This is a genomic window from Mesorhizobium sp. 131-2-1, assembly GCF_016756535.1.
Classification (GTDB): Bacteria; Pseudomonadota; Alphaproteobacteria; order Rhizobiales; family Rhizobiaceae; genus Mesorhizobium.
Window position 1 is genome coordinate 2997695 of record NZ_AP023247.1, and the last position, 26277, is coordinate 3023971.

Here is a 26277-nt window from a genome sequence, read left to right on the forward strand (position 1 = left end):
TTTGCGACTTCCCGCAAAAGGAAAGCGACCGCAAATCTATTGGAATTCTTGTCGATTTTGCGACAGGCGTTGGCGCTGGCTGGCCGTTTCGAATAGGGTGCATGGCTACGATCCGGCGAGAAGCAGCCGCACGCGGCCGCAATCCACTTCAAGGCCAGAACAAGTCAGGGAAGAACGATCATGAGCGAGAACGCGGCAGTCGAGCAGGAGCCGTCAACCGGCAGACGCGGGCGCGGCGCTGGCAGTGGCGCTGCGGCGCGCCGGGCAGCGCGCTCGGGCGGCGGTCCGGGCACCCAGCTCACCTACATCAAGCGCAAGATCAACGTCTATGAGGTCCTCAACGAGGAAGGGCTTGCGCTGATCGAGAAGAACACCGACACGGTGCTGGAAGAGATCGGCATTATCTTCCGCGACGACGCCGAGGCGCTCGCGCTGTGGAAAGAGGCCGGCGCCGACGTCAAGGGCGAGCGCGTGCATTTCCCCAAGGGGCTCTGCCGCTCGCTGCTCAAGACCGCGCCCTCCGTCTACACCCAACATGCGCGCAATCCCGAGCGTTCGGTGCAGATCGGCGGCAACGCGACGGTGTTCGCGCCGGTCTACGGTCCGCCCTTCGTGCGCGACCTTAATGGTGTCAGGCGCTATGCGACGATCGAGGATTTCCGGAACTTCGTGAAGCTCGCCTACATGGCGCCGTCGATCCACCATTCGGGCGGCACGGTGTGCGAGCCGGTCGACGTGCCGGTCAACAAGCGCCATCTCGACATGGTCTACAGCCATATCAAATATTCCGACAAACCGTTCATGGGCTCGGTGACCGCGCCGGAGCGCGCCGAGGACACGGTCGCGATGGCCAAGATCGTCTTCGGCGATGACTTCGTCGAGAACAACACCGTGCTGACCAGCCTGATCAACGCCAACTCGCCGATGGTGTTCGACGAGACCATGCTGGGCGCGCTGAAGGTCTATTCGCGCCACAACCAGGCCTGCATCGTCACGCCCTTCATTCTTGCCGGCGCGATGAGCCCGGTGACGGTCGCCGGTACGTTGACGCAGGTGCTGGCCGAAGTGCTGGCCGGCGCCTCGTTCACGCAGCTGATCAAGCCCGGCGCGCCGGTGCTGTTCGGCACTTTCGCCTCGTCGATCTCGATGCAGTCGGGCGCGCCTACCTTCGGCACGCCGGAACCGTCGCTGGTCTCCTACGGCGCCGCGCAGCTTGCCCGCCGCCTCGGCCTGCCGTTCCGTACCGGCGGCTCGCTCTGCGCCTCGAAAGTCCCGGACGCGCAGGCTGCTTACGAGAGCGCCAACACGCTGAACTCGACCATTCTGGCCGGCACCAACTTCGTCCTCCACTCGGCCGGCTGGCTCGAGGGCGGTCTCGCCTCCTGCTACGAGAAGTTCATGATGGACATCGACCAGCTCGGCATGACCCAGAAATTCTCCGAAGGTGTCGACCTGTCGGAGAACGGCCAGGCGATGGACGCCATCCGCCAGGTCGGTCCGGGCAGCCACTATCTCGGCTGCGACCACACCCAGGCGAATTTCCAGACCGCCTTCTACCGCTCGAACATTGCCGACAACAATTCCTACGAGCAGTGGCTGGCCGAAGGCGAGAAGACGGCACCGCAGCGCGCTAACGAGCTCGCCCGCCGCTGGCTGGAAAGCTACGAGGCGCCTTACCTCGATCCGGCGATCGACGAAGCCCTGAACGAGTTCATCGCCAAGAAGAAGGGCTCGATGGCCGACGCCTTCACCTGAAAGGAGCCCGAGTCAGGCCGGGCTAAAGTGGCCGACATCATCCACAAGGAAGTCTGGCGGAGCGCATTCTCCGAGCCGGACCGGAAGGGATGATGTCTTCGCGCGGCACGGTCGACGAGATCGCGGCCGCGCTCGCGGTTGATGGCCTGATCCTGCGCGGCGGCTTCCGTTTCACTGGCGAAGACACGGCACCTGCCGGACGCTCCGGCGCGCCCGCCAAGTCGGTCCTGCTGGTCGGGCAAGCGGGCAGTGCTCCCTGGCCGCATTTCCTGCAGTGGCGGGAGAGGCAGCCGCAGGCCATTGCCAATCCGCTCGACACATGGGCGCGCGAGGTGATCGGCTCTGTCGCGGATAAGGTCGGTGCGCGGGCCGTGTCGCCCTCAGACATGCCCTATCTGCCGTTCCAGCAATGGGCGATGCGGGCGGAGGGGCTGAGGCCGTCACCGCTCGGCATCCTCATGCATCCAAACTTCGGTCTTTGGCATGCCTACCGCGGCGCGCTGCTGTTCGAGGAGGCGATCGCTATCCCCGAAGCTGACGCGGCGATTCATCTTTGCGACGCATGTGTCGAAAAACCCTGCCTGAAATCCTGTCCGGTCGACGCCTATTCGGCGGAGGGTTTCGCGTACCAGGCCTGTCTGGCGCATGTGCGCGGCGATGGAGCGCCTTGCCGCACTGGCGGCTGCCTCGACCGCAACGCCTGTCCCTATGGCGCCGACTATCGCTATCCGGCCGATGTCCAGGCCTTCCACATGGCGGCGTTCGCCGGCCTTTAGGCAGCCGCACGCAAACTTGACTGCGATTGCGATGTCGTGGCTTGCCCTGACGGCCGGCGCGGATATCTATCGCCTGGCAACACGCGGAGCGCGCAATGACGAGGCAGGACATCGAGATCAAGACCCAGGATGGCACGGCGAAGGCACGGCTGTTTCGTCCAGCCGCCCCGGCCAAGGCTGGCGTCATCCTCTACATGGATATTTTCGGCCCGCGTCCGACGCTCGACCAGATGGCCGAGCGCCTCGCCGGGCATGGCTATGCCGCGCTGGTTCCCGATCTCTTCTACCGCAACGCGCCCTATGGTCCGTTCGACCCCAAGACCGCCTTTGCCGATGAAAAGACCAAGGCCGCGCTGTCGGCGCTGAGCGGCGGCACGACACAGGACATGACCATCCGCGACGGCGCCGCATTCCTCGATGCGCTGGCGGCCGAGGGGATCACCGGTCCGGTCGGCGTCGTCGGATACTGCATGGGCGGAGCGCGGGCGCTGAACGCGGCGGCGAGCTATCCGGACCGGATCGTTGCCGCGGCGAGCTTCCATGGCGGCAATCTGGCCAGCGATACCGCCGACAGCCCGCATCGCAAGGCGGCGTCAATCAAGGCCAGGGTCTATGTCGGCGTTGCCGGTGTCGACCGCAGCTTTCCGCCGGAGCAGTCGGCGCGGCTGGCCGAAGCGCTGAGAGTGGCCGAGGTCGACCACGCGATCGAGAATTATGTGGGAATGGGCCACGGCTGGTGCGTCGCTGATCACAGCGTCTACAACGCTGCCGGCGCCGAGCGCCACTGGAAGCGCTTGACGACGCTCTTTGCCGAGACGCTGGGCTAGGCGCAGCCTCCGCCGGCAAAAAAATCTTTCCATAACCCCAAGGATTAGCCATTAGCCTTCGTCCAACAGGCAAATGATGGCGATGATGCTGGACGAAGGCGAAGCCTCCGACACCGAATTGATCGGGCGGGCGAAGGGCGGAGACAGGGGTGCTTTCGGCAAATTGCTCGAAAGGCACTATGGCTTCGTCTATCGCGCCGCCTATCGCTGGTGTGGCAGGAAGGCGGACGCCGAGGACATCGCCCAAGAAGTCTGCGTCCGGCTCGGCCGGGCGATCCGCGACTACCACGGCAAGGGCGCGTTCACGACGTGGCTCTACACCATGACGCTGAACGCGGCGCGCGACATGATGCGCAAGAGCGCCCGCGACACCGTGAAGACCGAGGCCTACGGCGCATATGCTCTGATCGCGGGTGAGGCGGCGGCGGAACCCGAGGACCCGGCCGAAGCGCTGTGGGCGGCAGTACGCAAGCTGCCGGACAAGCAACGCGATGCGGTCCTGCTCGTCTATGGCGAGGGGCTCAGCCACGCGGACGCCGCCGAGGCGATGGCAATCTCGGAGACGACGGTTTCCTGGCACATCCATGAAGCGAAGAAACGGCTGAAGACGTTGATGCGTTCAGCCGGGGAAGTGTGACCATGGTCGACGACAACGAACTCGAGAGGCTGCGCAACATCATGGCACCGGCACCGGACGCCGAGGCGAAGGCGCGTGCTATCGCCGCCGCCATGCAGGCCTTCGACGAAGAGGAAAAAATCTCCGTCGCCGCCCAAGGATCGGCCAGTGGGCTTCGTCTCACAGAGCGAGCACAAAAGCTCTGGAGAGAGATCATGCAAAAGAAACTGATCGCCACGCCGGCCATTGCCGGGCTCGTCGCCCTGCCGATCGCCGGATACGCCACCTTGCAGATGTTGAGGGAACCGCCGCCGCGGATTGCCGGCGACGAGAAGATTACCGAGACGCTGGCCGACAAGCCTGCGACGAATGGGCCAGCGGCGAAAGGGCCGGCGACAAACGAGCTAGCGACGCTGAAGCCGATTGCCGAGGCCGACAAGCAGAAGAAGGATACCGACAACGAGAGCCGCGACGCCACGGAAGCGCTCGTTGCGCCGGCATCGCCGCCGAAGTCCGAAGCCGGCGGCCTCGCGAAGCAGGATGCGCTTCAGCGCTCCGAGCCGGCGCCTGCGCCGACGGCCAGCGGCGAGGTCGCGCTCAATGGCGCCGCGGCCCCCGTGGACGCCGCGCGCGCCGGCCGTGTGCCCGGCACCGCCGCCGAATCCAAGCTGATGGCGCAGCCTTCGACCCTGCCGGCTGACCAGATGCTGCCGCAGGAGGAAAACCGCGACCGCGTCGAGGATTTCAAGACCAATCCGGTGCACGCCGCGCTCGAGGATCCGGTTTCGACCTTCTCGATCGACGTCGACACTGCTTCCTATTCCTTCGTGCAGCGCTCGCTGAAGGAAGGCTACCTGCCGCAGGCCGATACGGTCCGCGTCGAGGAGATGATCAACTACTTCCCCTATGACTGGAAGGGTCCAGATGCGGCCTCGACGCCGTTCAACTCGACCGTCAGCGTCATGCCGACGCCGTGGAACGAGCACACCAAGCTGATGCACGTCGCCATCAAGGGTTTTGACGTCAAGCCGACCGAGCAGCCGAAGGCCAACCTGGTCTTCCTGATCGACGTGTCGGGTTCGATGAACGAACAGGACAAGCTGCCGCTGCTGCAGTCGGCTTTCCGCCTGCTGGTCAGCAAGCTGAAGCCCGACGACATCGTCTCGATCGTCACCTATGCAGGCGACGCCGGCACGGTGCTGATGCCGACCAAGGTCGCCGAGAAGGACAAGATCCTGTCGGCCATCGATCACCTGCAGCCTGGCGGCTCGACGGCGGGCGAGGCGGGCATCCGGGAAGCTTACAAGCTTGCCCAGCAATCCTTCGTCAAGGATGGCGTCAACCGTGTGATGCTGGCCACAGACGGCGACTTCAATGTCGGCCAGACAGATGACGACGACCTGAAGCGGTTGATCGAGCAGGAGCGCAAGACCGGCGTCTTCCTGTCGGTGTTCGGCTTCGGGCGCGGCAATCTGAACGACCAGATGATGCAGACCATCGCCCAGAACGGTAACGGCACCGCCGCCTATATCGACACGCTCGCCGAGGCCGAGAAGGTCCTGGTCGAGGACGCCTCCTCGACGTTGTTCACCATCGCCAAGGACGTCAAGATCCAGGTCGAGTTCAACCCGAACAAGGTCTCGGAATACCGGCTGATCGGCTATGAGACCCGCGCGCTCAACCGCGAGGATTTCAACAACGACCGCGTCGATGCCGGCGATATCGGTTCCGGCCATTCGGTGACGGCGATCTATGAGATCACGCCGAAGGGCAGCGGCGGAGAGCAGATCGACCCGCTGCGCTACGGCCAGGCGACAGTCAACAATGGCGGCGTCGCCAATGCCGACGAATATGCCTTCGTCAAGATCCGCTACAAGTTGCCCAACGAGGACACCTCGAAGCTGATCACCACGCCGGTGACGTCGGCCAACGAGGTCGAGTCCTTCGACCAGGCGGGCACCGACCAGCGCTTCTCCGTCGCGGTCGCGGCCTTCGGCCAGAAGCTGCGCGACGAGGATGCGACCGCGAAGTTCGGCTACGACAAGATCATGGAGATTGCCACCGCCGCCCGAGGAGCCGATCCGTTTGGCTACAGGTCGGAATTCCTGTCGCTTGTGCGCCTTGCCTCGGCGCTGGGCGGTAACCGGTAGTGGCAATAACGGCCGGTTCCTTTCAGACGGGGATCGTTCTGATACGGGGAACCGGCCTACGGGCGGGTGAGGCAGGCCGGCGAGGGAAACCTTGCCGGCCTTTTTTCGGATCTGTCGATAATCAGGTGAGGCCGGCCTGACCTGAATCTCAACAGATCCTGTATCTGGCCTCCGTTTTCGGCAGATCGTTAAATTGCGTGGTTTTTCTGGAATATGATCGAAATCCCCTCTTGTTACGAAAAGCTAATACACAGGCTTGTGGGGGCCAAAATTGCAGATCAGGTACATCGCGAATTCGACGCCGGCGGCAAGGGACGCGCAGGCGCCGGGTGCGACCGCTTCACCGATGCCATCGGCGGAAGCCCGGCGGATCAAGAGTGATGTCGATGCCGCCCGCACCACCGCGATGTCGGCCCTCAACAACGACCGCTTCCGCGTCATGCTGGAGCAGATCAGCGATCCCGGCGCATCGGGCGCATTGGTGACGATGGGCAGCGACGCCGGCAGCACCACCGACATCAAGACAGCGCTCTCGCGCTACGCCGAAAACAGCGAATAGCCGAAACGGCCGGTCGGTTCAGGCCCGCCCGCGACGGCGTTCGCGGCGGGCTTCGCTGGTCTCGGCGGTGTTGGGCGTCGCCACCTTGTTGCGCATCGGACCGATGCGCTCGACGATCGTCTCGATAGTCGGGCGGCTGGATTTGGTGTGGGCGTCGAGCGCATTGCGCATGGCGGCGAGATGCTGGAACGAGGTGCCGCAGCAGCCGCCGACGATCTTTGCGCCGGCATCGACAGCGAGCCGGACATAGTCGGCCATCAGCTCCGGCGTGCCGGAATAATGGATCTCGGTGCCGCGGAATTCCGGAATGCCGCAATTGCCCTTGACGATCACAGTCGCCTCCGGCCTGGCCTCGGTCATATCGAGCAGCGAGCCTAGGATGTCGGACGCGCCGACGCCGCAATTGGCGCCGACGCCGAGCGGGTTCTGGGAGAGCCCGTCGACGACGCCGTGTATGTCCTTCGGCAGCAGCCCCATCATGGTGCGGCCGGCGGTGTCGAAGGAGCCGGTGTAGGTGTAGGGCAGGCCGACGCGGATCGCGGCTTCCGCCGCGGCGCGGATCTCGTCCGGCGCCGACATGGTCTCGATCCAGGCGACTTCGGCGCCGCCCGCCTTGAGGCCCTCGATCTGCTCGGCGAAGGCGTCGACAGCCTCGTCATAGGTCATGGCGCCAAGTGGCACCAGCAATTCGCCGGTCGGGCCGACAGATCCGGCGACGATCACCTTGCGGCTGGCCTTGTCGGCAACCGCGCGCGCGATCTCGGCGGCGCGCTTGTTCAGCGCGTGCACGCGGTCCTGGGCATGGTGCAGCTTCAGCCGGTGGCGAGTGCCGCCGAAGGAGTTGGTCAGGATGATGTCGGCGCCGGCGTCGACGAAGTTCTGATGCAGACTGGCGATGGTGTCGGGCGCGGTCTCGTTCAGCAGCTCCGGCGCCTCGCCGGCTTCCAGACCCATCGCGAACAGATTGGTGCCGGTGGCGCCGTCGGCCAGCAGCACACCCTTTTCGGCCAGCAGCGCGTCGATGGGATTGGTCATGGGACTACGCCTTCCGGGAGTTCTAACTGAGATAAGGATATAAAGAACTCTTTATATGACGTCAATCTCAAAGCCGGCGGTCAGCCATCAAAATCGTACCTCAGCCAGCCTCTGCGCGAAGGCGGCCGCCTCATGCGCATTGATGTCGGCGGCGCGGATCAGATTGTCGAAATGGCTGGTCAAGGTGCGGATCGGCTGCGTGGCGTTCAGCACCAGATACATGTCGCCGACATAGATGGCGGCGCGGTAGGGCCCGAAGATGGTGTAGGGGATCGAGTAACGCATGCGCCCGTCATAGAGATACAGGCGGAAGGTCGGATAGAGATCGTCGAGCAGCGTCGCCATATGCAGAAGCTGCTTGCGGCGGTCGGCCTCGGGGAAGCGGTCCCAGACGCCCAGGCCGCGCGCGAAGATCTCCAGCGTGTGGCGTGGCATGCAGACTTCCATGTCGGTCTCCGGGCGCCTGGTATAGTCGATGCGGTACTGCGTCTCGCCCGCCTGCGCCTCGCGGCTCTTGTTGGTGATGCCGGCTTCGTATTCGACCAGCGCCTCGGTGCGCAGCAGGTCCGGGATGCCGGCCGGCACGTAGCGGATTTTCGTTCCCGCTGCCTCCGAGTGCCATTTGGCGAGCAGCGTGCGGTCGAAGCCGTCGGGCGCCTCCTCGATCTCCAGGCTCTCGCGGATTTCGCCGGTGACGCCTTCGTCATGGCTCAGGCCCAGCAACCAGTCGAGCGACACCTTGAACTCGGCGGCGATGTTGAGCAGCGTCTCGGCGCGCGGCAGGCGGGTCGATGTCCCGGAGAGCAATTGCGACAGCGCCGAGCGGTCGATGCCGACCGCCGTCGCGAAGGCTGACTGGTTCAGGTCGGAGCGTGTCAAGAGCAATTTCAGGCGTTCGCGGAAGAGGGTCGAGAGATCACGCTTGTCCATTGGCGCCATTCCTTGCTTGGGAGGAAAAATTTGCTCTGAGGCGGTCGAAGTCGCGTCCCAGGCGTAAATGAATCCCTAAGCCTGTTTACAATGTATAACATATGCGGCTGAAAATGCGCACTCGCAACAGTTTGTGCGCTTTGTCGCGTTGCGGCAACGGCAGGCTCCTGACACAATGCTGTCAGGAATCAAAGTGGTTCCGGCGACTGGAAGGGCAGTAGTCGATCGCATGGCAAGCATGACTAAGAAACACAGCAGTGCAGCGGCAATCGAATGGCCGACGGTGTTCCTCGCACTTTTCTGCTACGGCACATGGCTCGCCACCGGCTTCCTTCTCTGGCCATCCTATCCGCTTCTGGCGCTTGGCGTCCTGGCCCTGACCGCCGCGCTGCAATCCTCGCTGATGCACGAAGTTCTGCACGGGCATCCGACCCGCAATGCGCGGATCAATGAAGCCTTCGTCTTCCTGCCGATCGGCATGGTGTGGCCGTTCCGCCGCTTCAAGACAATCCATCTTCGCCACCATGCCGACGAGCGGCTGACCGATCCGCTGGACGATCCGGAGAGCTACTACCAGGCGCTCTGGATGCATGAGGAATTGCCGCCGGCGATGAAATTCCTGCTGAAGATCAACAACACGATGGTCGGCCGGCTCATTCTCGGTCCGTGGCTGTCGTCGATCGGCTTCTTCATTGACGACGCCAAGCAGATTGCTGCCGGCGACAAGACGATCCGCAAGGCATGGCTGCTGCATGCCGTCGGCCTTGCCGTGGTGGTGGCCATCGTGACGTTCGGCTTCGGCATTCCGCTCTGGCTCTACATCCTGGTGCCGGTCTGGCTCGGCCAGTCGATGATCTCGATCCGCACCTATGCCGAGCATCAGTGGTCGGAGCATCCGGAAGGACGCACGGTGATTGTCGAGCGCTCGCCGCTGTCCTTCCTGTTCCTCAACAACAACCTGCATTTCGTCCATCACAAGAGCCCGACCGTGGCCTGGTACAGGTTGCCGAAGCTGTTCCGCGACCGTCGCGACGAATGGCTGCGGATGAACAATGGCTATACCTATCCGAACTATTTCGCGTTGCTGAAGGCGCATGCCTTCAAGGCGAAGGAGCCGATCGTCCATCCGGTGCTGCGGCGCGCGCCGGAGCCGGGCCGGGCGTTCAAACCGAGGGTTCGGGCGCGCAACGTGAATGGGCTGGGCAGCGCGCCGGTTCCGGCCGAGCCGCCGAAGGAATGATCCCGGCATAGCCGCCCTGGCGGCATTCCACACGGCGGGCGGCTCGCGCCCGTGGTCTTGTCAGCTTTCCAAAACAGCGGTCAAATCCAGGCATGAGCGAATTCGTTGCGGCCTTGCCGATGTATGACTGGCCCGAGGCCAGGGGTGAGGTCGATGCGCAATGGGCACGGTTGCGCCAAGCCATCAGGCAAAAGGGCATCGATGCGCCTGAGCTGCTTGCGCGCGCCAACGGCGACCTGCCGCCGGTGCCCGGCGGCATTCGCGACGGTGCCGGCAAGGTCGTCGCGCCCGATCCTGCGACGCTGCCGGCGGACGAACTCGATTTCCATGGGCTCTGGTTGCATCCGGCGCTGCTGTTCGGTCAGACCTGCTGGGGGCCGATGGAGCTTGGCCTCGCAAGCCATGTCCAGGTGATCGGCCAGCCCAGCTACGATGCCGTCGAGGGCGGGCAGGGCGAACTCTATTCCAGCGCCATCGTCATGCGGGCGGACGGCGGATCGTCCGTCGCGTCGCCGGCCGACGGCAACGCCTCGATCCCGCTCGATCTCATCCGCGGCAAGCGCTTCGCCTTCAACGATCCGGATTCCATGTCGGGCCTGCTCGGGCTGACGCGCGACCTGGAGGCGACGGGCGAAAGCCTGGACATTTTTGCTTCGCAGATCCAGAGCGGCGGGCATCGCTCCTCGATCGTCGCCGTTGCCGAGGGCAGGGCCGATGTCGCGGCGATCGACTGCGAAAGCTGGGCGCTGGCCAAACGCTTCGAGCCTGCGGCACGGCGCGTGAAGGTCGTCGGCTGGACCAGGCGGCGCAAAGGCCTGCCGTTCATCACCGCGCGCGCCACACCGCAGAAAACGGTGGCGGCGCTGCGCGAAGCGATCGCCAGCCTCGGATAGGCTCAGCCCAGCAAGCGCTCGTCGAGCGGATAGCTCGAAAGCTGCTGGTTGCCGGTCTCGGTGATCAGGATCTGCTCCTCGATCTTGACGCCCTCGCGTCCGCCCAGGCGGCCGATATAGCTTTCGACGCACAGCACCATGCCGGGTTCGAGCACGCCGTGCGGCGTATCCTCGGTCCAGTCGCTGGCATGCGGCAGCGTTGGATATTCGTCCGCCAGCCCGACGCCGTGGAAGAGCACGCCGTAGCGGGTCGGGAAACAGTCGCCGGGCGGCACCGCTGCACGCTCGACAAGCTCGCGGAAGGAAATGCCCGGCCGCATCAGCTCGGTGTTGTGGGCGATCTGGTCGGCGGCGATGCGGAACAGATCGCGCTGCTCGTTCGACGGTTTTCCATCGCCGCAGAGCCAGGTGCGCGAGAGGTCGGCACAGAAGCCATACGGGCCGATCAGGTCGGTGTCGAAAGCGACGAGATCGCCGTCCTCGATAACGCGCGACGAGCATTCCTGGAACCATGGATTGGTACGTGGACCCGAAGACAGGAGCCGGGTCTCGATCCATTCGCCACCGCGAGCGATGTTGCCGCGATGCAGTTCCGCCCACAGTTCGTTCTCGGAAATGCCTGGCTTCAGCGCCTGTTCCATCTCACCCATCGCCGCCTCGCAGGCGACGATGGCGCGGCGCATGGCGAGGATTTCGTCAGGCGACTTGATCAGCCGTGCGCTCTCCATCACCGCCTCGCCATTGCCGATGCTGACGCCGAGACGGGCGAGCTCTTCGACACCTTCCGGATTGATGTGGTCGACGGCGATGCGGCGGTTGCCGCCGCCGTGTTCGGCCACGAGATCGGCGATGCCGGCGGCCCAGCGACGGACTTTCAGCGGCGTCAGCTCGCCGCTGTAGAGATACATCCACGACACGGCCGGCCGCACCTCGTCGACGACGCCGGAATTATCGGACAGGTGCTCGCAGGAGAAATAGTCGAACAGCACCACCGGTCCCTCGGTGGCGACGAAGCAGTGGCGGGTCGGATTGTGCGCGACCCAGAGCTGCATGTTGGTCGAGTCGGTCGCGTAGCGGATGTTGACGGGGTCGTAGAGCAGCGCGCCGGCATAATCGCGCCGCTTCAACTCGGCGCGGATTCTGTCGAGCCGATATTTGCGCATGGCCGCAAGATCGGGAGCGGCGATGCCGGCCGCCTGCCACTCGGCCTCGGCCAGCGCGCCGTAACCCAGCACATGCTGGTTGAGCGAGGCGGCCTTCTGGCGGGAGACCTCGCGCAGCGCCTCGACGGAGCCGGCCGCATCCGGTTCGAACGGCATGATCTTGCGATGGCGGCCGAAGCGTTGCGTCTCCATGCGGGCTCCCCTGGGGCTGCTATTGCGTGGCGCCAGCGGTCGGGCCGGCCACCTTCTTCAATCTCGTGACCGTCACTTGGCGCGTGGGCGGCATGCTGCCAAGCAACTGGGGCACCGCAACGCGCCGATGGATGGTGTCCATCGCATAGCCGGCCTTGGTGATCCTGTCGAAAATTACCGAATTCGGCTCCTGGTCGTCCATCAGGACAAGCACGGCCGGTTCGCGGATCGACTGGGCGAATTCGGGTATCTCGTCGTCGAGCACGACGAGATCGGGGTCGACCAGGCGCAAATTGCCGGCCCAGAACCAGCTTGAGATCACGGTGCGAACCGGCCCGTCGGAGGTCAGCTGGCTGTAAAGCGAATGGTAGTCCATCCGCACGATGCGCCCGCGGTTTTCTCCGCCATACAATTGCATGTACCAACTTACCGGCAGCACCAGCATGGCAAGGACGGCGCCGACGAAGACGATCGTACCTTGCGTCTTCCTGCCCCTGTCGCCCATCGCATCCAGGCGCATGGCAAGGGCTGCGGGCAGCAAAATGAAAACGGGAAGCATCCAACGATCGCGAAATTGAGTCACGCCACCTGCCAGCACGAGCAGCAGCGTGATCAGCAAGGCAAAAGCAATCGCGCGCCAGAGCAGTTTCTCAGGCCAGGGTCCGGGCTGTGACGGCGGCGCGGATTTCCTGATTGCCAGCAAGAACGCAACGGCAAAGATCGCAATCGGAAGCCCGGCGAAATTGAGTATCGCCTTGACCAACCCGAACACGCCGAGCGATGCCGTCGCCGCCGCGCTGCCACCCTCGGCAACGCCGAAGCCATCGCTATGCGACAGCAGGTCTTCAAGATGCGTGAGGCTCCAGTGCAATGTCGGGAGACAGGCAAGGATCGCCACCACCACGCTGATCAGGAAGCGGCGGTCGAAGATCGCCTCGCGCGTTTCACGCAGCGACAGCGCCGCCACGAACAGCGCCGCGAGAAAGATCACATTGTTGTACTTCGACAGCATCGCCGCGGCCGTTGCCAGGCCAAACAACGCATAGGCGGCGACGGATCGCCGTTTCAGCACCTCGACCAGCGCGAGGAACAGCACTGACGAAAAGCAGACTATGGCGAGCGAGTGGGTGAGGGCATGCTGCATTTCCCAGACGATCTGCGGAAAGAGTAGCAGGCCGAACATGGCAGCGGCGGCTGCACGATTCGAGAAGCCGAGCCGGCGTACCGCGGTGAAGTATGCGGCGAGCCCTCCGGCCAGCAGACCATACTTCACGATCTTGAGGGCGAGGATGCTGGTTCCGACCAGCGAGGCCGTCAAGTGGGCAAGCCAGGTGTAGAGCGGTGGTTGCGAGCTGCCGTAGCCAGCCGCCAGGACCCGCATCACCATCAATTGTTCGGATTCATCGACGCCGAGGCCAGTGCCCGCCCAGTGGGACGACAGCGTCATCACCACGACCTGGACGACGCAATATAGGACGACGAAAGCGAGCCCGGCATTGAATGGACCGGCTTTGTCGTCGCAAAGCCAGTCGGTCCATTTCTCTAGATACTGCAAGGACGTGGTCTTCCCATCGCGGATACGCCAATGGCCGGTTGGACCGTGTTTGGTCGAAAAGCCACCTACACGATCCAGCACGTCATGTCGCCTTGCTAGAGCAATTCCAGGAAAAGTGCGGAGCGGTTTTTCGTCCGGAATTGCGTAAAAACAAATACTTAGAGCGGGTCAGCGGTTCTATCAAAAGCTGAACCGCTCTACGTGCGCATCTTCTCGCCGCTCGGGTCGAAGGGCGGCTCGACATTGATGCGGGCCGGACGGCGGTGGCCGAGGATCTCGATCTCGAACAGGCCGGCGCTTTCGTCCTCGGCCAATGCCGCCGGAACATAGCCCTGCGCCATCGATTTCTGGACGTAGTGCGCGTAGCCGCCCGAGGTGACCCAGCCAACCACACGCCAGTCGCCGTCGACGATGCCGCGCACGGCGGAGGCGCCTTCGGCGGCCCTGGAGCCACGCACTTCCTTGCCTGATGTGTCAAAGCGCGGCGCGCCATAGCCATGCGGCTTCTCCACCGTGCCGTAGTCCTTGCTGACCTTGGCCCAGATCGGCTCGTCGCCCATCACGTCGGCGTCGGCTGCATCGACGATGAAGGAGACGCGGCGCAGCTTCGGGCCCTCGGCGTGCTCCTTGGCGGACGCCTCGCGGCCGATGAAGTCGTTCTTCTCCAGCTTGATGAAGCGGTCCATCGAGCCTTCGAACGGCCCGTAGATCGGGCGCAGTTCGCGGAACCAGGTCGGGAAGTTCTTTTCAAGGCGCATCGAGAGCAGGGCGCGCATGCCGAAATCGACGAGACCAAACTCCTCGCCAGCTTCCTTGATCGCCTTGTAGACGAGGCGCTGATAAGCGGGCGCCATCCAGATCTCGTAGCCGAGGTCGCCGGTATAGGTGATGCGGTTGACCATGCAGGGCGCGCCGCCGACGGCCATCTCGCGGAAATCCATGAAGCGGAAGGCCTTGGTGGAGATGTCGACATCCACCAGCTTCTGCAGCAGGTCGCGCGATTTCGGCCCGGCGATCGAAAGCCCAACAAGCGTCTGGTCGAAGCGGTGGATGCGCACCGAACCGTCCTTCGGCAGGTGCTTCTCGAACCAGCGCATATGGTATTTCTGCGCGGCCGACGAGCCCCAGATCATGAAGCGGTCCTCGCCGGATTTGGCGATGGTGAAGTCGCCGATAAGCTTGCCGAACTCGTTGACCATCGGGGTCAGCACGATGCGGCTGGTCTTCGGCATGCGGTTGGTCATCAGCCGGTTGAGGAAATCCTCGGCCGCCGGTCCGGAGACCTCGTATTTGGCGAAATTGGCGATCTCGGTGACGCCGACCTTCTCGCGCGTGGCGCGCACCTCCTCGCCGATCGGACCGAAATCGTTGGAGCGGTGGAAGGAGACGATGTCCTTCGGCTCGGTACCTTTCGGCGCGAACCAGAGCGGGGTCTCCAGGCCCCACGAGTCGCCCATGACGGCATTGTTGGCGAGCATGGTGTCGTAGAGCGGCGTCGTCTGCGCCGGCCGGGCGGCCGGCAGCTCCTCGTTGGGGAAGCGGATCGAGAAGCGCCGCGAATAATTCTCGCGCACCTTGGCGTTGGTGTAGCGCAGGCTGGCCCATTCGCCGAAGCGGGCGACGTCCATGCCCCAGACGTCGAATCCCGGATCGCCATGCACCATCCAGTTGGAGAGCGCGAGGCCGACGCCGCCGCCCTGGCTGAAACCGGCCATGACGGCGCAGGCGCACCAGAAATTGGTCAGGCCCTGGACCGGGCCGACCAGCGGGTTGCCGTCGAGCGCAAAGGTGAACGGGCCGTTGATGATCTGCTTGATGCCGGCCTTCTCGATGCCAGGGAAATGCTTGAAGCCGATCTCCAGCGACGGCGCGATGCGGTCGATGTCGGGCTGCAGCAGTTCATGGCCGAAATCCCAGGGCGTGTTGACCGGCGACCACGGCTTGCAGGCCTTCTCATAGGTGCCGAGCAGGATGCCGTTGCGCTCCTGACGGGTGTAGATCTCGCCCTTGAAATCGAGCACGCCGATCATCTCGCGGCCGGTCGACTTGTTGAATTCCTCGACCTCCGGCATCGGCTCGGTGAGCAGGTACATATGCTCCATCGCCAGCACCGGCAGTTCGACGCCGACCATGCGGCCGATCTCGCGTGCCCACAGCCCACCGCAGTTGACCACATGCTCGGCGTGGACCGTGCCTTGCTCGGTGACGACGTTCCAGGTGCCGTCGACTTCCTGCGTCAGCTCGACGACGCGGTTGCGCAGCACGATCTCGGCGCCGAGTTTCTTCGCCGCCTTGGAATAGGCAATGGTCGTGCCGGACGGATCGAGATGGCCTTCGACCGGGTCCCACATGGCGCCGACGAAGTTCCTCTCGTCCATCAGCGGGAACATCGCCTTGGCTTCCGACGGCGTGATCAGCTCGGTGTCCATGCCGAGATAGCGGCCCTTGGCGTGGGCGAGCCGCAAAAAGTCCATGCGCTCAGGGGTATCCGCCATCATCACGCCGCCGGTCAGGTGCAGCGAGCAGGACTGGCCGGAGATCTCCTCGATCTCCTTGTAGAGCTGCACCGTGTAGGCCTGCAGCTTGGCGACGTTGGGATCGCCGTTCAGCGTGTGGAAGCCGCCCGCCGCATGCCAGGACGAGCCCGAGGTCAATTCCGAACGCTCGATCAGCATGATGTCGGTCCAGCCGGCCTTGGCCAGATGGTAGAGCACCGAGCAGCCAACAACACCGCCGCCGATGACAACCGCTTTGACGTGAGATTTCATAAAGATAGGTCCGTTTTTGAAGAGATTGAATCGAGGGAGCGGGGCGTGAAAACAAAGCGGAGATCGGATGCCGCGATGTTTTCGGCCAGCCTGCCATCAAGCGCGGCAAGGATGGTTTCACAGACGGAAGTACGATGTTTCAGGACGTCATGGTTCCAGATGCGCAAGATCGAATAACCTTGAGCGCGCATGAAGTCGTCACGGCGGCGGTCATATGTGCTGCCGGCGTGTTGGTGGCCGTCGATTTCAACGACAAGCCAATTCTCGCGGCAAGCGAAGTCGGCAAAAAAAGGGCCGATGGAAAGCTGGCGCGTAAAGCGATAACCGCCAAGCTTGCGCGCCTTTTGTTCAAGCCAAAGCAATGCTTCCGCTTGGTTGCCTGACTGCCGCAGGTTGCGTGCTCGCTTCGTTGTCCCTGTTTTGCGGCGGCTGCGCGTTTCATGAACGGCTTCCCCCACTCCGTCGCCGCTTCGCGGCGCCACCTCTCCCCCCTCCGGAGGGAGAGGAAGGGCGCCAGCCGACATAAACTCACGCCTTTCCTCTCCCCCGTCGATCGGGGGAGAGGTGTCGAGCGCAGCTCGACGGAGTGGGGGTCGACCGTTCATCAAGTCCATACGAAGGATCAGCTCACCAACAACATAAATGATCAAAAATCGGTCGGCGCGCCGCCTTCGGCGCGGCGCTTCTCGACGAAGTCGTTGAGCTCTTCGCGGATCGCCGGGTCCAGATAGGGTTCTTCGTAGGACGCCAGCCGTTCCTTCCAGACCTTGTTGGCCTTTTCCAGCGCCGTCGGCGAGCCGGCTTCGGCCCAGGTCTCGAAATTGCGCCAGTCGGAGAGGATCGGCGAGTAGAAGGCAGTCTTGTAGCGGTCCTGTGTGTGCTGGGTGCCGAAGAAGTGACCGCCGGGGCCGACCGACTGGATGGCGTCGAAACCGAGAGCTTCTTCAGAAAGGTCGAGCGGGGTCAGGAATTCGGCCACCATCTGCAATAGGTCGATGTCCAGAATGGTCTTCTCGTAGGAGCAGCGCAGGCCGCCTTCGAGCCAGCCGGCGCCGTGCATCATGAGATTGCCGCCGCCCTGGATGGCGCCCCACAGCGAAAAGACGCTTTCATAGGCGGCCTGCGCATCGACGGTGTTGGCCGCGCAGGTGTTGGAGGTGCGGTAGGGGATGTTGTAGCGGCGGGCAAGCTGGCCGCCAACAAGCTGCGCCTTCATGTATTCGGGGGTGCCGAAGGCCGGTGAACCGGACTTCATGTCGACATTGGAGGTGAAGCCGCCATAGCCGACCGGCGCGCCCTTCTTCACCATCTGGGCGAACGCGATGCCCGACAGCGCTTCGGCATTCTGCTGCACAAGCGCGCCGGCGATGGTGACGGGCGCCATCGCGCCCGACAGCGTGAACGGCGTCACGATGACGACCTGGCCCTTGCTCGACATCTGGATGATGCCTTCCATCATCGGCACGTCGAGCTTGAGCGGCGAGTTGGTGTTGATGATGGTGAAGACGGAAGGCTCTTCCAGCATCTGCTCATGGCTGACGCCGCGCGCGATCCTGGCGATCTCGATGCCGTCGACATTGCGCTCCTTGCCGAGCGAATAGATGTGGAACACCTTGTCGGTGAGCGTGGCGAGGTCGCGGATGCATTCGAGGTGGCGCACCGACGGATGGATATCGGTCGGCTCGACCGGATAGCCGCCGGTGCAGTTGAGGATGTTGTGCATCTGTGCCAGGCGCAGGAAGTTGCGGTAGTCGGCCTGGTTGCCCGGGCGGCGGCCGCGATCGAGATCGGAGCAGTTCGGCGCCGAGGCCATCATCGACAGGATCACATTGTTGCCGCCGAAGCGCACATTGTGCGCCGGGTTGCGGGCATGCAGTGTGAATTCCGACGGGCAGTTCGAGATCAGATCCAAGATCATGTCGCTGTCGAAGCGCACCCGCTCGCTGCCCTCGGTCACATCAGCGCCATGTTGCTTCATGATGCGGCGCGCTTCGTCATGCAGCACGTCGACGCCGATTTCCTTCAGCACCCGCAGCGAGGCGAGGTGGATCGATTCCAGCTCGTCGTCCGAGACCAGCCTGGTCGGCGTCAGCGGGTTCCTCAACTGGCGGAAGGGCGGCTGTTCGAACGCCGCCAAGCCGCCGGCGCGCTTGCCCGCGCGCCCGCCACGGCGAGCGCGATCAGTTGCCAGTGCCGGTTCGGCGGGGTGAAGGGCAGCGGTCATGAAAAGCCTCATGGAATGCGAAAGTGAGCGGCATAATGGACCGCCGCCAATGCCACTGGTACGGAGGCGGCGACCACTAGGGCGAGGGAAGCGACATGATGGAAGGGCTACCGGGCGCCTAGCCTCGCGCAACGTGAAGCCTGTTACAGTTCCGTCTTTTACTTCTGCTATACTTGCACGCCGAGCGTCTTGCGGGGGGAAGCTATGCCTGACGTCATCAAAGTGCGTGCGGCGACCAACAACGAGGTCGCCTTCCTGGCCTGGGATATTGACGGGATGATCCCAGGTTGCCTCGGCTTCGAGATCGTCCGCCTCTATCCGGACACCGGGGAGGAGCGCTGCCTGGCGGCGTGGGTGCCGTTCAAGGGACAGCGCAATCCAAGGTGGATACCCCAGGACACCGGCGTCTGGCCGGTTCAGAAGACCTTCTGGCGCGACCTCACGGTGCGCCGGCGCCGCGACAGCATCACGATCAGGCCCGAAGGCGAGATGATCGCCTATCGCGTGCGCCCGGTCGGCGACATGAAGCCAGGCCTCGAACCTGTGCCGGTGCGTCCTGACCAGGTGGTGGACGGCAAACCTGCCTATACCGGAACGCCGCGGCCGCTCGGCTATCTCGGCCAGGGCGCCGTCAGCCCGCCGATCTTCCTCGGCCAGATGTTCGGCAAGGCGCGGGTCGCCTTTACCAACGGCGTTTTGTCGACGCAGTGGATGTCGCGCGCACTGGCGGAAGCCGGCATCAAGGTCGGGCAGCGCGACAAGATCAGGGCGGAACTGCAGAATCCGAAAAGCAAGATACGCGCCTATCTTCAAGGCGATGTGCCTGAGGTACTGACCAGCTTGTTGGAGCGCGCCAAGAGCCAACACGGCTCCGTCAGGCTTGCGCTCTACGAGCTTGGCGACGACGCATTGTGCGACGCCATCGTCGCCGCCAAGGATGTCGTCGAGGTGATCCTTTCCAACTCGGGCAAGGACGATCAGACCAAGGAATGGGATTTCGGCAACGCGCCGTTCAGGAAGCGTCTGCGCGACGAGGGCGTCGCGGTGACGGACCGCCTGTTCAACAACAACCATATCGGCCACAACAAATTCGCGGTCTATCGCGATGCTCAGGGCAAACCGCAGGCGATGATGACCGGCAGCACCAACTGGACCTCGACCGGCATCTGCGGCCAGTCCAACAACGCCTTCATCCGCGACGATCCGGCGATAGCGGAAGTGTTCAATGCCTATTGGGAGCGCATGAAGGCCGATGTGTTCCCGCCGCCGGCGAGCGAAAGCGCCGCCGGACATGTGGCGCAAAAGCAGGGCGTGCCGTTCCGCGAGGAAAACCACCTTGCGAGCCCGTTGGACGGCGCTACAGCAGCGCTGGACGGCATGACAGTGTGGTTTTCGCCCAACGATCCCGAGCGCAGCAAGAAGGACATCTCGGTGCGCCCGGTCGACCTCGATGACGTCTTTGTCCGCATCAAGGCGGCGAAGCGCGCGGTGCTCTTTCTCGTGTTCAATCCGTCGCGGCTCGGCGAGAACTCGATCGTCGACCAGGCGGTCGCGGCGGCGAAGGCGGACCCGAAGCTGATCGTGCAGGGCGCGATCAGCGACGAGACTGCGATGCCCAACTATGTCGCGCCGACCAAGGATCCGGTGACCCACAAATCGAACAAGGACGGCAAATCGCCCTTCGTCTATCCGGAGAAGGTCTGGGAGGCGCCGAACGTCTCGATCGTCAGGGCGGCGAACCTGACCGGCGCCACGATCGCCCGCGATTTCCAGGCGGAGGTGCTGACCGTCGGCCATGCCATCGTGCACGACAAGATCGTCATCATCGACCCGATGGAGGACAACGCGACCGTCATCACCGGCAGCCATAACCTCGGCTACAAGGCGTCCTACGAGAACGACGAGAACCTGGTCATTGTCGAGGGCGACAAGACGTTCGCCGCTGCCTATGCGGTGCACATGCTCGACGTCTTCGACCACTACAAGTTCCGCGCCTGGCGCCGGACGATCGGGAAGGGCCCCTCGGCCGACGATGGGATTTCCATCGACGACAAGTGGCTGAAGCCCTATGCCGACGGCAAGAAGGGGGCGATCGCCCGCTACTTCCCGTAACCTTTGTCTGAGTGACCCCCAAGCGTCTGGCCGTTGGCGCAAGCGGATTTCGCCACCGGCCCTTCCTTTTGCCGTGCCGAGCCGCTAGCCGGATCGCATGCCGCCCGAGGGCGAGCGATTCAAACGGATGGCGCAATGGTCGCGGCGAGCGATGGCGAAGCGAGAACGCGATGGGCAGCACTGGCTGGAGTCACTACGGCGCTAGCCATGTTCGGTGCGGCGCAAGGGTTGAGCTATCCGCTGTTCACGCTGCTGATGCAGCGGCAAGGCCTGTCGCCGGCGCTGATCGGCCTCTCCGCCGCGATGATGCCGGTCGGCCTCATCCTGTCGGCGTCGTTCGTGCCGGCGGCCGTGCGTATGGTCGGTGCGCGCAACCTCGCAGTCGGCTGTTCGCTGATCGGCGCGCTCTGCTTCCTGGCGATCGGCTATCTGCAGAACTGGATCGCCTGGTACGTGCTGCGCTTCCTCGTCGGCGTGGTCATCAATCCGCTCTATGTGCTCGGCGAGGTCTGGGCGCTGTCGCTGGCGGCGCCGTCGCGCCGCGGCAGGGTGATGGGCGTGTTCAACGCGCTGATGGGGGCGGGGTACGCCGCCGGACCGCTGATCCTGATCACGCTCGGCGCATCGGGCTGGCCGCCATTCATCGCCGCCATAGCGGGCTTTTGCCTGTGCGCGCTGATCTTGCGCGCCGTTTCCTCGCAACTCACCGGTTTCGAGGATGACGGCCAGGCTTCCGGCGGCATTGCCGGTTTCGCCAGGCTGGCGCCGGCTCTGCTGCTTGCGGTGCTGGTCTCGGGCGGTGCAGCAGAGCACCTATGCGCTGATCCCGGTCTTCGGAACCGGCTACGGCCTGCCGGAGGCGAAGCTCGCGGCGCTGGTGACGGCGCTATCGGCGGGCAACATCCTGCTGCAGATTCCGCTCGGGCTGATGGCCGAGCGCTTCGGCGGCCGCGCCATGATCGTCTTTTGCGCGCTGGCGACCGCCGCCTGCGCGCTGTCGCTGCCATTGCTGATCACGACGCCGCTGGTCTGGCCGGTGCTGGTGGTGATGGGCGCAGTCGGCTACGGCGTCTACACGATGGCGCTGGTCGAACTCGGCAGCCGTTTCAAGGGAACGCTGCTTGTGGCCGGAAACGCCGCCTTCGCGCTGATGTGGGGCGCCGGCGGCATCGTCGGCCCGCCCGGCGCTGGCGCGCTGATGCAGGCGGTCGGCCCGCTCGGCCTGCCGGCGGTGATCGCCGGGCTCGATGCGCTGCTGGTGGGTTTCGCACTCTACAGATCGGCCAGTCGCCGAAGCTCCTGACAGGTTCTGGCTGGAGGAAGCAGTTTGCGCCAGGCGAGGGGCTTACCGCTGCCCAACCGAACGGCTAAGGCTGCCGGCGGAGGAAGGGCCATGAGCGCCGCGGAAACGAACAGCGACGAGACGATGCAGTGGGCGGCGATCACTGGGGTGATCGCGACCGTCTCGGTCTTCGCCATCGCGCAAGGGCTCTCCTATCCACTGCTGAGCTTCATCCTGCAGCGCCAGGGCGTCTCGCCGGCGATGATCGGCCTTTCGGCGGCGATGACGCCGGTCGGTTTCATCCTGTCTTCGCCGCTGATCCCGGCGCTGGCGCGCCGCTTCGGGGCAGGGCGCACTGCGCTCACCTGTGCCGCGCTTTCTGCCCTGGTGTTGGCGCTGGTCGGCTGGACGCAGAATGTCTATCTGTGGGTTCCGCTCCGCTTCCTGATCGGCGTGGTGACCAATCCACTCTATGTGCTCAGCGAAATCTGGGTGATCGCACTCGCCCCGCCGTCGCGCCGCGGCCGCGTCATGGGCGTCTATTCGACCGTCATCTCGGCCGGCTTCGCGACGGGGCCGCTCTGCCTGCTGGCGGTCGGCACCGAAGGCTGGCCGCCATTCCTGGTCGGCATTTGCGCTTTCACCTTCTGCGGCGGCTGCCTGGCGCTGGTGCTTGGGCGCCTGCCCAAGGTCGACGAGGCCGGACAACAGGTTTCAGTGATCGGGTTCATGCCGCAGGCATGGCTGCTGCTCGCCGCCGTGGTCGTGGCCGCCGGCTTCGAGCAGGCGGTGCTGGCGCTGCTGCCGGTCTACGGCACCCACTACGGCATCGCCGAGGCGCGCATGTCGGCGCTGCTGTCGACGATGATCGCCGGCAACATTGCCATGCAGGTGCCGCTCGGCCTGCTGGCCGAGAGGCTGACAGCGCGGCTGGTGCGATTCCTGTGCGTGGCGCTGACCGTACTCGGCTGCGTGCTCTTGCCGCTGCTAATCGAGACGCCGCTGATCTGGCCGTGCGTGTTCATCTGGGGTGCTGTCTCCTACGGCATCTACACAATGTCGATCATCGAGCTCGGCGAGCGTTTTGCCGGCTCGGCGCTGGTTGCCGGCAATGCCGCGTTCTCGCTGATGTGGGGCGTCGGCGGCATCCTCGTGCCGCCGCTCACCGGCGGCGTCATGGATGCGATCGGCGCCTCCGGCCTGCCGATCACGCTCGGCGCGATCTGCGCGGCGCTGGCGATGGCGAGCGTCATACGAAAGCGGTTAGTATAAGACCAGGTGCGCCTCAGTCGTCCTGCCGTCTGAAAATGGCCCAGAGATCGCAGTCGGCGTGGCGTTCCGGCGGATAATATTTGCTGCGCAATGCCCGCTGAATTTCCACGGCGCGTTCAAACTCCGGGATCAGTCCGACACTGGACAGTTCCGAATTCGCAAATGCTTCCGGAAAGCCACCGCAATTGGTCAATGCGCTGTTGCCGACGTCCTTGTCCATCAGATCGTAGCCAAGGAATGCAAACCCCTCCCAATTAAGGGAGCGTACTTCCTCCGAAGGTCGTCGGATCACTCCAAGAATGTTCAGCTTGCGCATGTCGTCGAGTTCGGAAAGGAGGAAGTCCAGATCCACGAAGAAATTGAGCATGTTGTCTTCGTGAACGATGTAGGGCCAGTGGGTATCCTTCGTTTCTGGGACCGCGAAGTGGCAGAGCATCCCGTCGAGCGTAGCGACCTCGGTGAGCTGAGTGAGGCCCGACCATTCGATATAGTTCTTCCACGCAGCGCCGTCGGATGGACCGAACTTCTCGGTCGCAATGTAGAGACGTTGCATGGCGTTTCTCGCTCCCCTGGCTGGAGCCTAGCTCCCACAGTCGCCGGTGCCGTTGGTTTTACGCATTCCGGTTGAATGTCGGTAGCGCCATGCCGATGTTTGTGGCACCGAGCGTGACGAATTTTTCGGAGACCACATGACCAAACCGATCGCACCAAGGCAGCAAGATGCAACTGGCGAGACCCAGGATCCTTTTCTCTGGCTAGAAGACCGAAACGGCAAGGAGGCGCTCGACTGGGTGCACGGCCAGAACGGGCTGACCGTCGCCGAATTGCAGGGCGATCCCGCCTACCAGGCTTCTTTCGAGACCGCGCTCGACCTGATGACGGCCGAGGACAACATCGCGGTCGGGGCAGCGATCAACGGCCATGTCTACAATTTCTGGCAGGACAAGACCAACGTGCTGGGCCTGTGGCGCCGCACGACGGTCGCGTCCTACAAGACCGACAAGCCCGAATGGGAGACGATCATCGATTTCGATGTGCTCTCGGCAAAAGAGGGCGTCAAATGGGTGTTCAGCGGCGCGAGCCGGCTTTACCCGGATTTCAGCCGCTGCCTGGTCAGCATGTCGCCGGACGGCGGCGATGCCAGCGAGATGCGCGAGTTCGACATCGCGGCGAAGTCCTTCGTCGAAGGCGGGTTTCGTGCGCCCGCTTCGAAGTCGGGTTTTTCCTGGCTGGACGAGGACACCGTCATCGTCTCGGCTGCTTTCGAGGAGGACGACAAGACCCAGTCCGGCTATCCGCGGGTGGTCAAGCTGTGGAAGCGCGGCACCACGCTGGAAGACGCCACTCCGATCTTCGAGGCCGACAAGCAGGACCTTGCAGCTGGCGGCGGCGTCGAGATCGATGGTGACCGGCGGCACCTGTTCCTGGCTCGCACCATCGATTTCTTCTCCTCGCACAGTTTCCTGCGGCTCGCTTCCGGCGAGAACCGGCGCATTCCGCTGCCAGACGACGTGAGCGACACGGCGATCTTCCAGAGACAACTCGTCTTCGGCGTGCGCAGCGCCTGGACAGCGCCGGATGGCACGCGCTGCCTGCCCGACGGGCTCTATTCGGTGGATTTCGAACGCTGGATCGACACCAATACGCTGGGGCCGGTCGAAACCGTGCTCGCGCCGGCGCCTCGCGTCTCGATCGCCGGGCTTGCCCGCACCGAGCAGCGGCTGTTCATCAACCTGATGGACAATGTGCGCGGCAAGGTCGTGGCCTGCGACCGAACGGGCAAAAGCTGGTCGCTGAAGCCGGTTGGCCTGCCGGAAAACGGCAATGTCGGCATCAGTCATGCCGAGCATTTCGGCGCCAGCGTCTCCTTCTCCTTCACCGATTTCCTGACGCCGAGCTCGATCATCTGGTCGGACGACGATGGCGAGACGCTGAAGACGGTGAAGGCGCAGCCGGCGCGCTTCGATGCCTCGCCCTTCATTTCCGAACAGTTCGAGGCGCGCTCGAGGGACGGCACGATGATCCCTTATTTCGTGGTCAGGCGGCGCGACCGGAACGGGCCGGTGCCGACGCTGCTTTACGGCTATGGCGGCTTCGAAGTGCCGCTCTTGCCCGGCTATGCCGGCGTGCGCGGCAGGCTGTGGCTGGAGAAGGGCAACGCCTATGTGCAGGCCAACATCCGCGGCGGCGGCGAGTTCGGTCCGGCCTGGCACCAGGCGGCGCTGAAGGGCAACCGCCAGAAAGCCTTCGACGATTTCGCGGCGGTGGCCGAGGATCTCGTCAATCGCGGCATCACGACGGCGGCGCGGCTCGGCATCCAGGGCGGCTCGAATGGCGGCCTGCTGACCGGCACGTCACTGACCCAGCGTCCCGAACTGTTCGGCGCTGTCATCATCGACGTGCCGCTGCTCGACATGCTGCGCTATACCGAACTGCCGCCGGGGGCTTCATGGATCGCGGAATATGGCGATCCGTCGAAGCCAGAAGAGGCGGCGTGGCTGGCAGCCTACTCGCCCTACCAGCACGTCGCCGCCGATGCCGCCTATCCGCCGGTGCTGCTGATGACTTCCACGGCCGACGACCGCGTCCATCCGGGCCATGCCCGCAAGATGGCGGCGCGCCTGCAGGCTGCCGGCCATACCAGGACGCTGCTCTTCGAGGAAACGGAGGGCGGGCATGGCGGACGCGGCGATCGTCGTCCGCAGGCCGCGCAAACGGCGATGCGCTATGTCTTTCTAGAGCGGGCGCTGGGCAGCACGGCTTGAATTCAAGGCCACAGGCGGCTTAAGGTGCCGCCATGGCTCGCATGAAGACATCTGGCGCCGTTCGGGGCGCGGTGACACCGTCACCGCGCACGCTTCGTGCCGAGCTGCTCAGGCTTTGCGCCCGCATCGGCTATTCGCCGCCCGCCTGCCTCTGACGAATCCG

The 26277-nt window shown here is 64.2% G+C and carries 20 protein-coding genes and 1 pseudogene; 13 read left to right on the forward strand and 8 right to left on the reverse strand.

Annotation, left to right across the window (positions count from 1 at the left end; genetic code table 11):
* The first annotated feature begins 180 nt into the window (after positions 1-180).
* The 6 genes from JG743_RS14400 (at position 181) to JG743_RS14425 (ending at position 6683) form a co-directional block, all read left to right on the forward strand.
* The gene (locus JG743_RS14400; protein WP_202301493.1) at positions 181-1755 is read left to right on the forward strand and encodes a trimethylamine methyltransferase family protein; all 1575 of its coding nucleotides are present in this window, start codon (positions 181-183) and stop codon (positions 1753-1755) included.
* A 92-nt stretch (positions 1756-1847) separates the two neighbouring features.
* On the forward strand, positions 1848-2531 hold the full coding sequence (locus tag JG743_RS14405; protein ID WP_202302617.1) for a 4Fe-4S dicluster domain-containing protein: 684 nt from the start codon (positions 1848-1850) through the stop codon (positions 2529-2531).
* A 95-nt stretch (positions 2532-2626) separates the two neighbouring features.
* Complete coding sequence (locus tag JG743_RS14410) at positions 2627-3358, forward strand: dienelactone hydrolase family protein (RefSeq protein WP_202301495.1); 732 nt, start codon at positions 2627-2629, stop codon at positions 3356-3358.
* 76 nt (positions 3359-3434) lie between these two features.
* Positions 3435-3995, forward strand: coding sequence for an RNA polymerase sigma factor (locus JG743_RS14415; protein WP_202301497.1), 561 nt, complete (start codon positions 3435-3437; stop codon positions 3993-3995).
* Between the two features lie 2 nt (positions 3996-3997).
* Positions 3998-6124, forward strand: coding sequence for a vWA domain-containing protein (locus tag JG743_RS14420; RefSeq protein ID WP_202301500.1), 2127 nt, complete (start codon positions 3998-4000; stop codon positions 6122-6124).
* 271 nt (positions 6125-6395) lie between these two features.
* Entirely contained in the window at positions 6396-6683 is a 288-nt protein-coding gene (locus tag JG743_RS14425; protein WP_202301502.1) for a hypothetical protein, read from the forward strand.
* Between the two features lie 18 nt (positions 6684-6701).
* Here the strand turns inward: JG743_RS14425 and bmt are convergent, their stop codons facing one another.
* Both bmt and JG743_RS14435 read right to left on the reverse strand, forming a co-directional pair.
* Positions 6702-7718: a betaine--homocysteine S-methyltransferase gene (gene bmt, locus JG743_RS14430; protein ID WP_202301504.1), complete on the reverse strand. Its 1017-nt coding sequence runs from the start codon at positions 7716-7718 to the stop codon at positions 6702-6704.
* 87 nt (positions 7719-7805) lie between these two features.
* Positions 7806-8648: a helix-turn-helix domain-containing protein gene (locus JG743_RS14435; protein ID WP_202301506.1), complete on the reverse strand. Its 843-nt coding sequence runs from the start codon at positions 8646-8648 to the stop codon at positions 7806-7808.
* A gap of 238 nt (positions 8649-8886) precedes the next feature.
* On the opposite strand from JG743_RS14435, the gene JG743_RS14440 reads away from it, so the two are divergent.
* Complete coding sequence (locus JG743_RS14440) at positions 8887-9888, forward strand: fatty acid desaturase (RefSeq protein ID WP_446720894.1); 1002 nt, start codon at positions 8887-8889, stop codon at positions 9886-9888.
* 92 nt (positions 9889-9980) lie between these two features.
* Complete coding sequence (locus JG743_RS14445; RefSeq protein ID WP_202301511.1) at positions 9981-10781, forward strand: phosphate/phosphite/phosphonate ABC transporter substrate-binding protein; 801 nt, start codon at positions 9981-9983, stop codon at positions 10779-10781.
* Between the two features lie 2 nt (positions 10782-10783).
* Here JG743_RS14445 and JG743_RS14450 read toward each other — a convergent pair whose 3' ends face one another.
* The 5 genes from JG743_RS14450 to JG743_RS14470 form a co-directional block, all read right to left on the reverse strand.
* The gene (locus JG743_RS14450; protein WP_202301513.1) at positions 10784-12136 is read right to left on the reverse strand and encodes a M24 family metallopeptidase; all 1353 of its coding nucleotides are present in this window, start codon (positions 12134-12136) and stop codon (positions 10784-10786) included.
* 19 nt (positions 12137-12155) lie between these two features.
* Entirely contained in the window at positions 12156-13691 is a 1536-nt protein-coding gene (locus JG743_RS14455) for an ArnT family glycosyltransferase (protein ID WP_244673140.1), read from the reverse strand.
* A 197-nt stretch (positions 13692-13888) separates the two neighbouring features.
* Complete coding sequence (locus tag JG743_RS14460; RefSeq protein WP_202301515.1) at positions 13889-16459, reverse strand: GcvT family protein; 2571 nt, start codon at positions 16457-16459, stop codon at positions 13889-13891.
* The gene (locus JG743_RS14465) at positions 16456-16941 is read right to left on the reverse strand and encodes an endonuclease domain-containing protein (RefSeq protein WP_244673141.1); all 486 of its coding nucleotides are present in this window, start codon (positions 16939-16941) and stop codon (positions 16456-16458) included. The genes JG743_RS14460 and JG743_RS14465 overlap by 4 nt, the downstream gene beginning before the upstream one ends.
* A 164-nt stretch (positions 16942-17105) precedes the next feature.
* Complete coding sequence (locus JG743_RS14470) at positions 17106-18683, reverse strand: trimethylamine methyltransferase family protein (protein ID WP_202301519.1); 1578 nt, start codon at positions 18681-18683, stop codon at positions 17106-17108.
* Positions 18684-18887: 204 nt separating this feature from the next.
* Here JG743_RS14470 and JG743_RS14475 point away from each other — a divergent pair, with 204 nt between their 5' ends.
* From JG743_RS14475 to JG743_RS14485, 3 genes and pseudogenes are all read left to right on the forward strand, one after another.
* Entirely contained in the window at positions 18888-20795 is a 1908-nt protein-coding gene (locus tag JG743_RS14475; protein WP_202301521.1) for a phospholipase D-like domain-containing protein, read from the forward strand.
* Between the two features lie 135 nt (positions 20796-20930).
* Positions 20931-22098 (forward strand): annotated as a pseudogene (locus tag JG743_RS14480) (MFS transporter).
* A 90-nt stretch (positions 22099-22188) separates the two neighbouring features.
* A complete protein-coding gene (locus JG743_RS14485) occupies positions 22189-23349 on the forward strand; it encodes an MFS transporter (RefSeq protein ID WP_202301523.1) in 1161 nt (386 codons plus the stop codon).
* A 13-nt stretch (positions 23350-23362) separates the two neighbouring features.
* Here the strand turns inward: JG743_RS14485 and JG743_RS14490 are convergent, their stop codons facing one another.
* Positions 23363-23902 carry a hypothetical protein gene (locus JG743_RS14490; RefSeq protein ID WP_202301525.1) on the reverse strand — a complete coding sequence of 180 codons (540 nt, stop codon included), beginning with the start codon at positions 23900-23902 and terminating at the stop codon, positions 23363-23365.
* A 136-nt stretch (positions 23903-24038) separates the two neighbouring features.
* Here JG743_RS14490 and JG743_RS14495 point away from each other — a divergent pair, with 136 nt between their 5' ends.
* Positions 24039-26114, forward strand: a complete 2076-nt coding sequence (locus JG743_RS14495) for a prolyl oligopeptidase family serine peptidase (RefSeq protein ID WP_202301527.1) — start codon at positions 24039-24041, stop codon at positions 26112-26114.
* A 32-nt stretch (positions 26115-26146) separates the two neighbouring features.
* Positions 26147-26269, forward strand: a complete 123-nt coding sequence (locus JG743_RS14500; RefSeq protein ID WP_202301529.1) for a capsid protein — start codon at positions 26147-26149, stop codon at positions 26267-26269.
* Positions 26270-26277: the final 8 nt, after the last annotated feature.

Coding starts and splice junctions, on each gene's coding strand:
- JG743_RS14410 (WP_202301495.1), top strand. CDS start 2,627: ATGACGAGGCAGGACATCGAGATCAAGACCCAGGATGGCACGGCGAAG.
- JG743_RS14475 (WP_202301521.1), top strand. CDS start 18,888: ATGCCTGACGTCATCAAAGTGCGTGCGGCGACCAACAACGAGGTCGCC.
- JG743_RS14485 (WP_202301523.1), top strand. CDS start 22,189: ATGAGCGCCGCGGAAACGAACAGCGACGAGACGATGCAGTGGGCGGCG.
- JG743_RS14405 (WP_202302617.1), top strand. CDS start 1,848: ATGTCTTCGCGCGGCACGGTCGACGAGATCGCGGCCGCGCTCGCGGTT.
- JG743_RS14500 (WP_202301529.1), top strand. CDS start 26,147: ATGGCTCGCATGAAGACATCTGGCGCCGTTCGGGGCGCGGTGACACCG.
- bmt (WP_202301504.1), bottom strand. CDS start 7,718: ATGACCAATCCCATCGACGCGCTGCTGGCCGAAAAGGGTGTGCTGCTG.
- JG743_RS14490 (WP_202301525.1), bottom strand. CDS start 23,902: ATGCAACGTCTCTACATTGCGACCGAGAAGTTCGGTCCATCCGACGGC.
- JG743_RS14495 (WP_202301527.1), top strand. CDS start 24,039: ATGACCAAACCGATCGCACCAAGGCAGCAAGATGCAACTGGCGAGACC.
- JG743_RS14450 (WP_202301513.1), bottom strand. CDS start 12,136: ATGGAGACGCAACGCTTCGGCCGCCATCGCAAGATCATGCCGTTCGAA.
- JG743_RS14470 (WP_202301519.1), bottom strand. CDS start 18,683: ATGACCGCTGCCCTTCACCCCGCCGAACCGGCACTGGCAACTGATCGC.
- JG743_RS14400 (WP_202301493.1), top strand. CDS start 181: ATGAGCGAGAACGCGGCAGTCGAGCAGGAGCCGTCAACCGGCAGACGC.
- JG743_RS14435 (WP_202301506.1), bottom strand. CDS start 8,648: ATGGACAAGCGTGATCTCTCGACCCTCTTCCGCGAACGCCTGAAATTG.
- JG743_RS14420 (WP_202301500.1), top strand. CDS start 3,998: ATGGTCGACGACAACGAACTCGAGAGGCTGCGCAACATCATGGCACCG.
- JG743_RS14415 (WP_202301497.1), top strand. CDS start 3,435: ATGGCGATGATGCTGGACGAAGGCGAAGCCTCCGACACCGAATTGATC.
- JG743_RS14440 (WP_446720894.1), top strand. CDS start 8,887: ATGACTAAGAAACACAGCAGTGCAGCGGCAATCGAATGGCCGACGGTG.
- JG743_RS14460 (WP_202301515.1), bottom strand. CDS start 16,459: ATGAAATCTCACGTCAAAGCGGTTGTCATCGGCGGCGGTGTTGTTGGC.
- JG743_RS14445 (WP_202301511.1), top strand. CDS start 9,981: ATGAGCGAATTCGTTGCGGCCTTGCCGATGTATGACTGGCCCGAGGCC.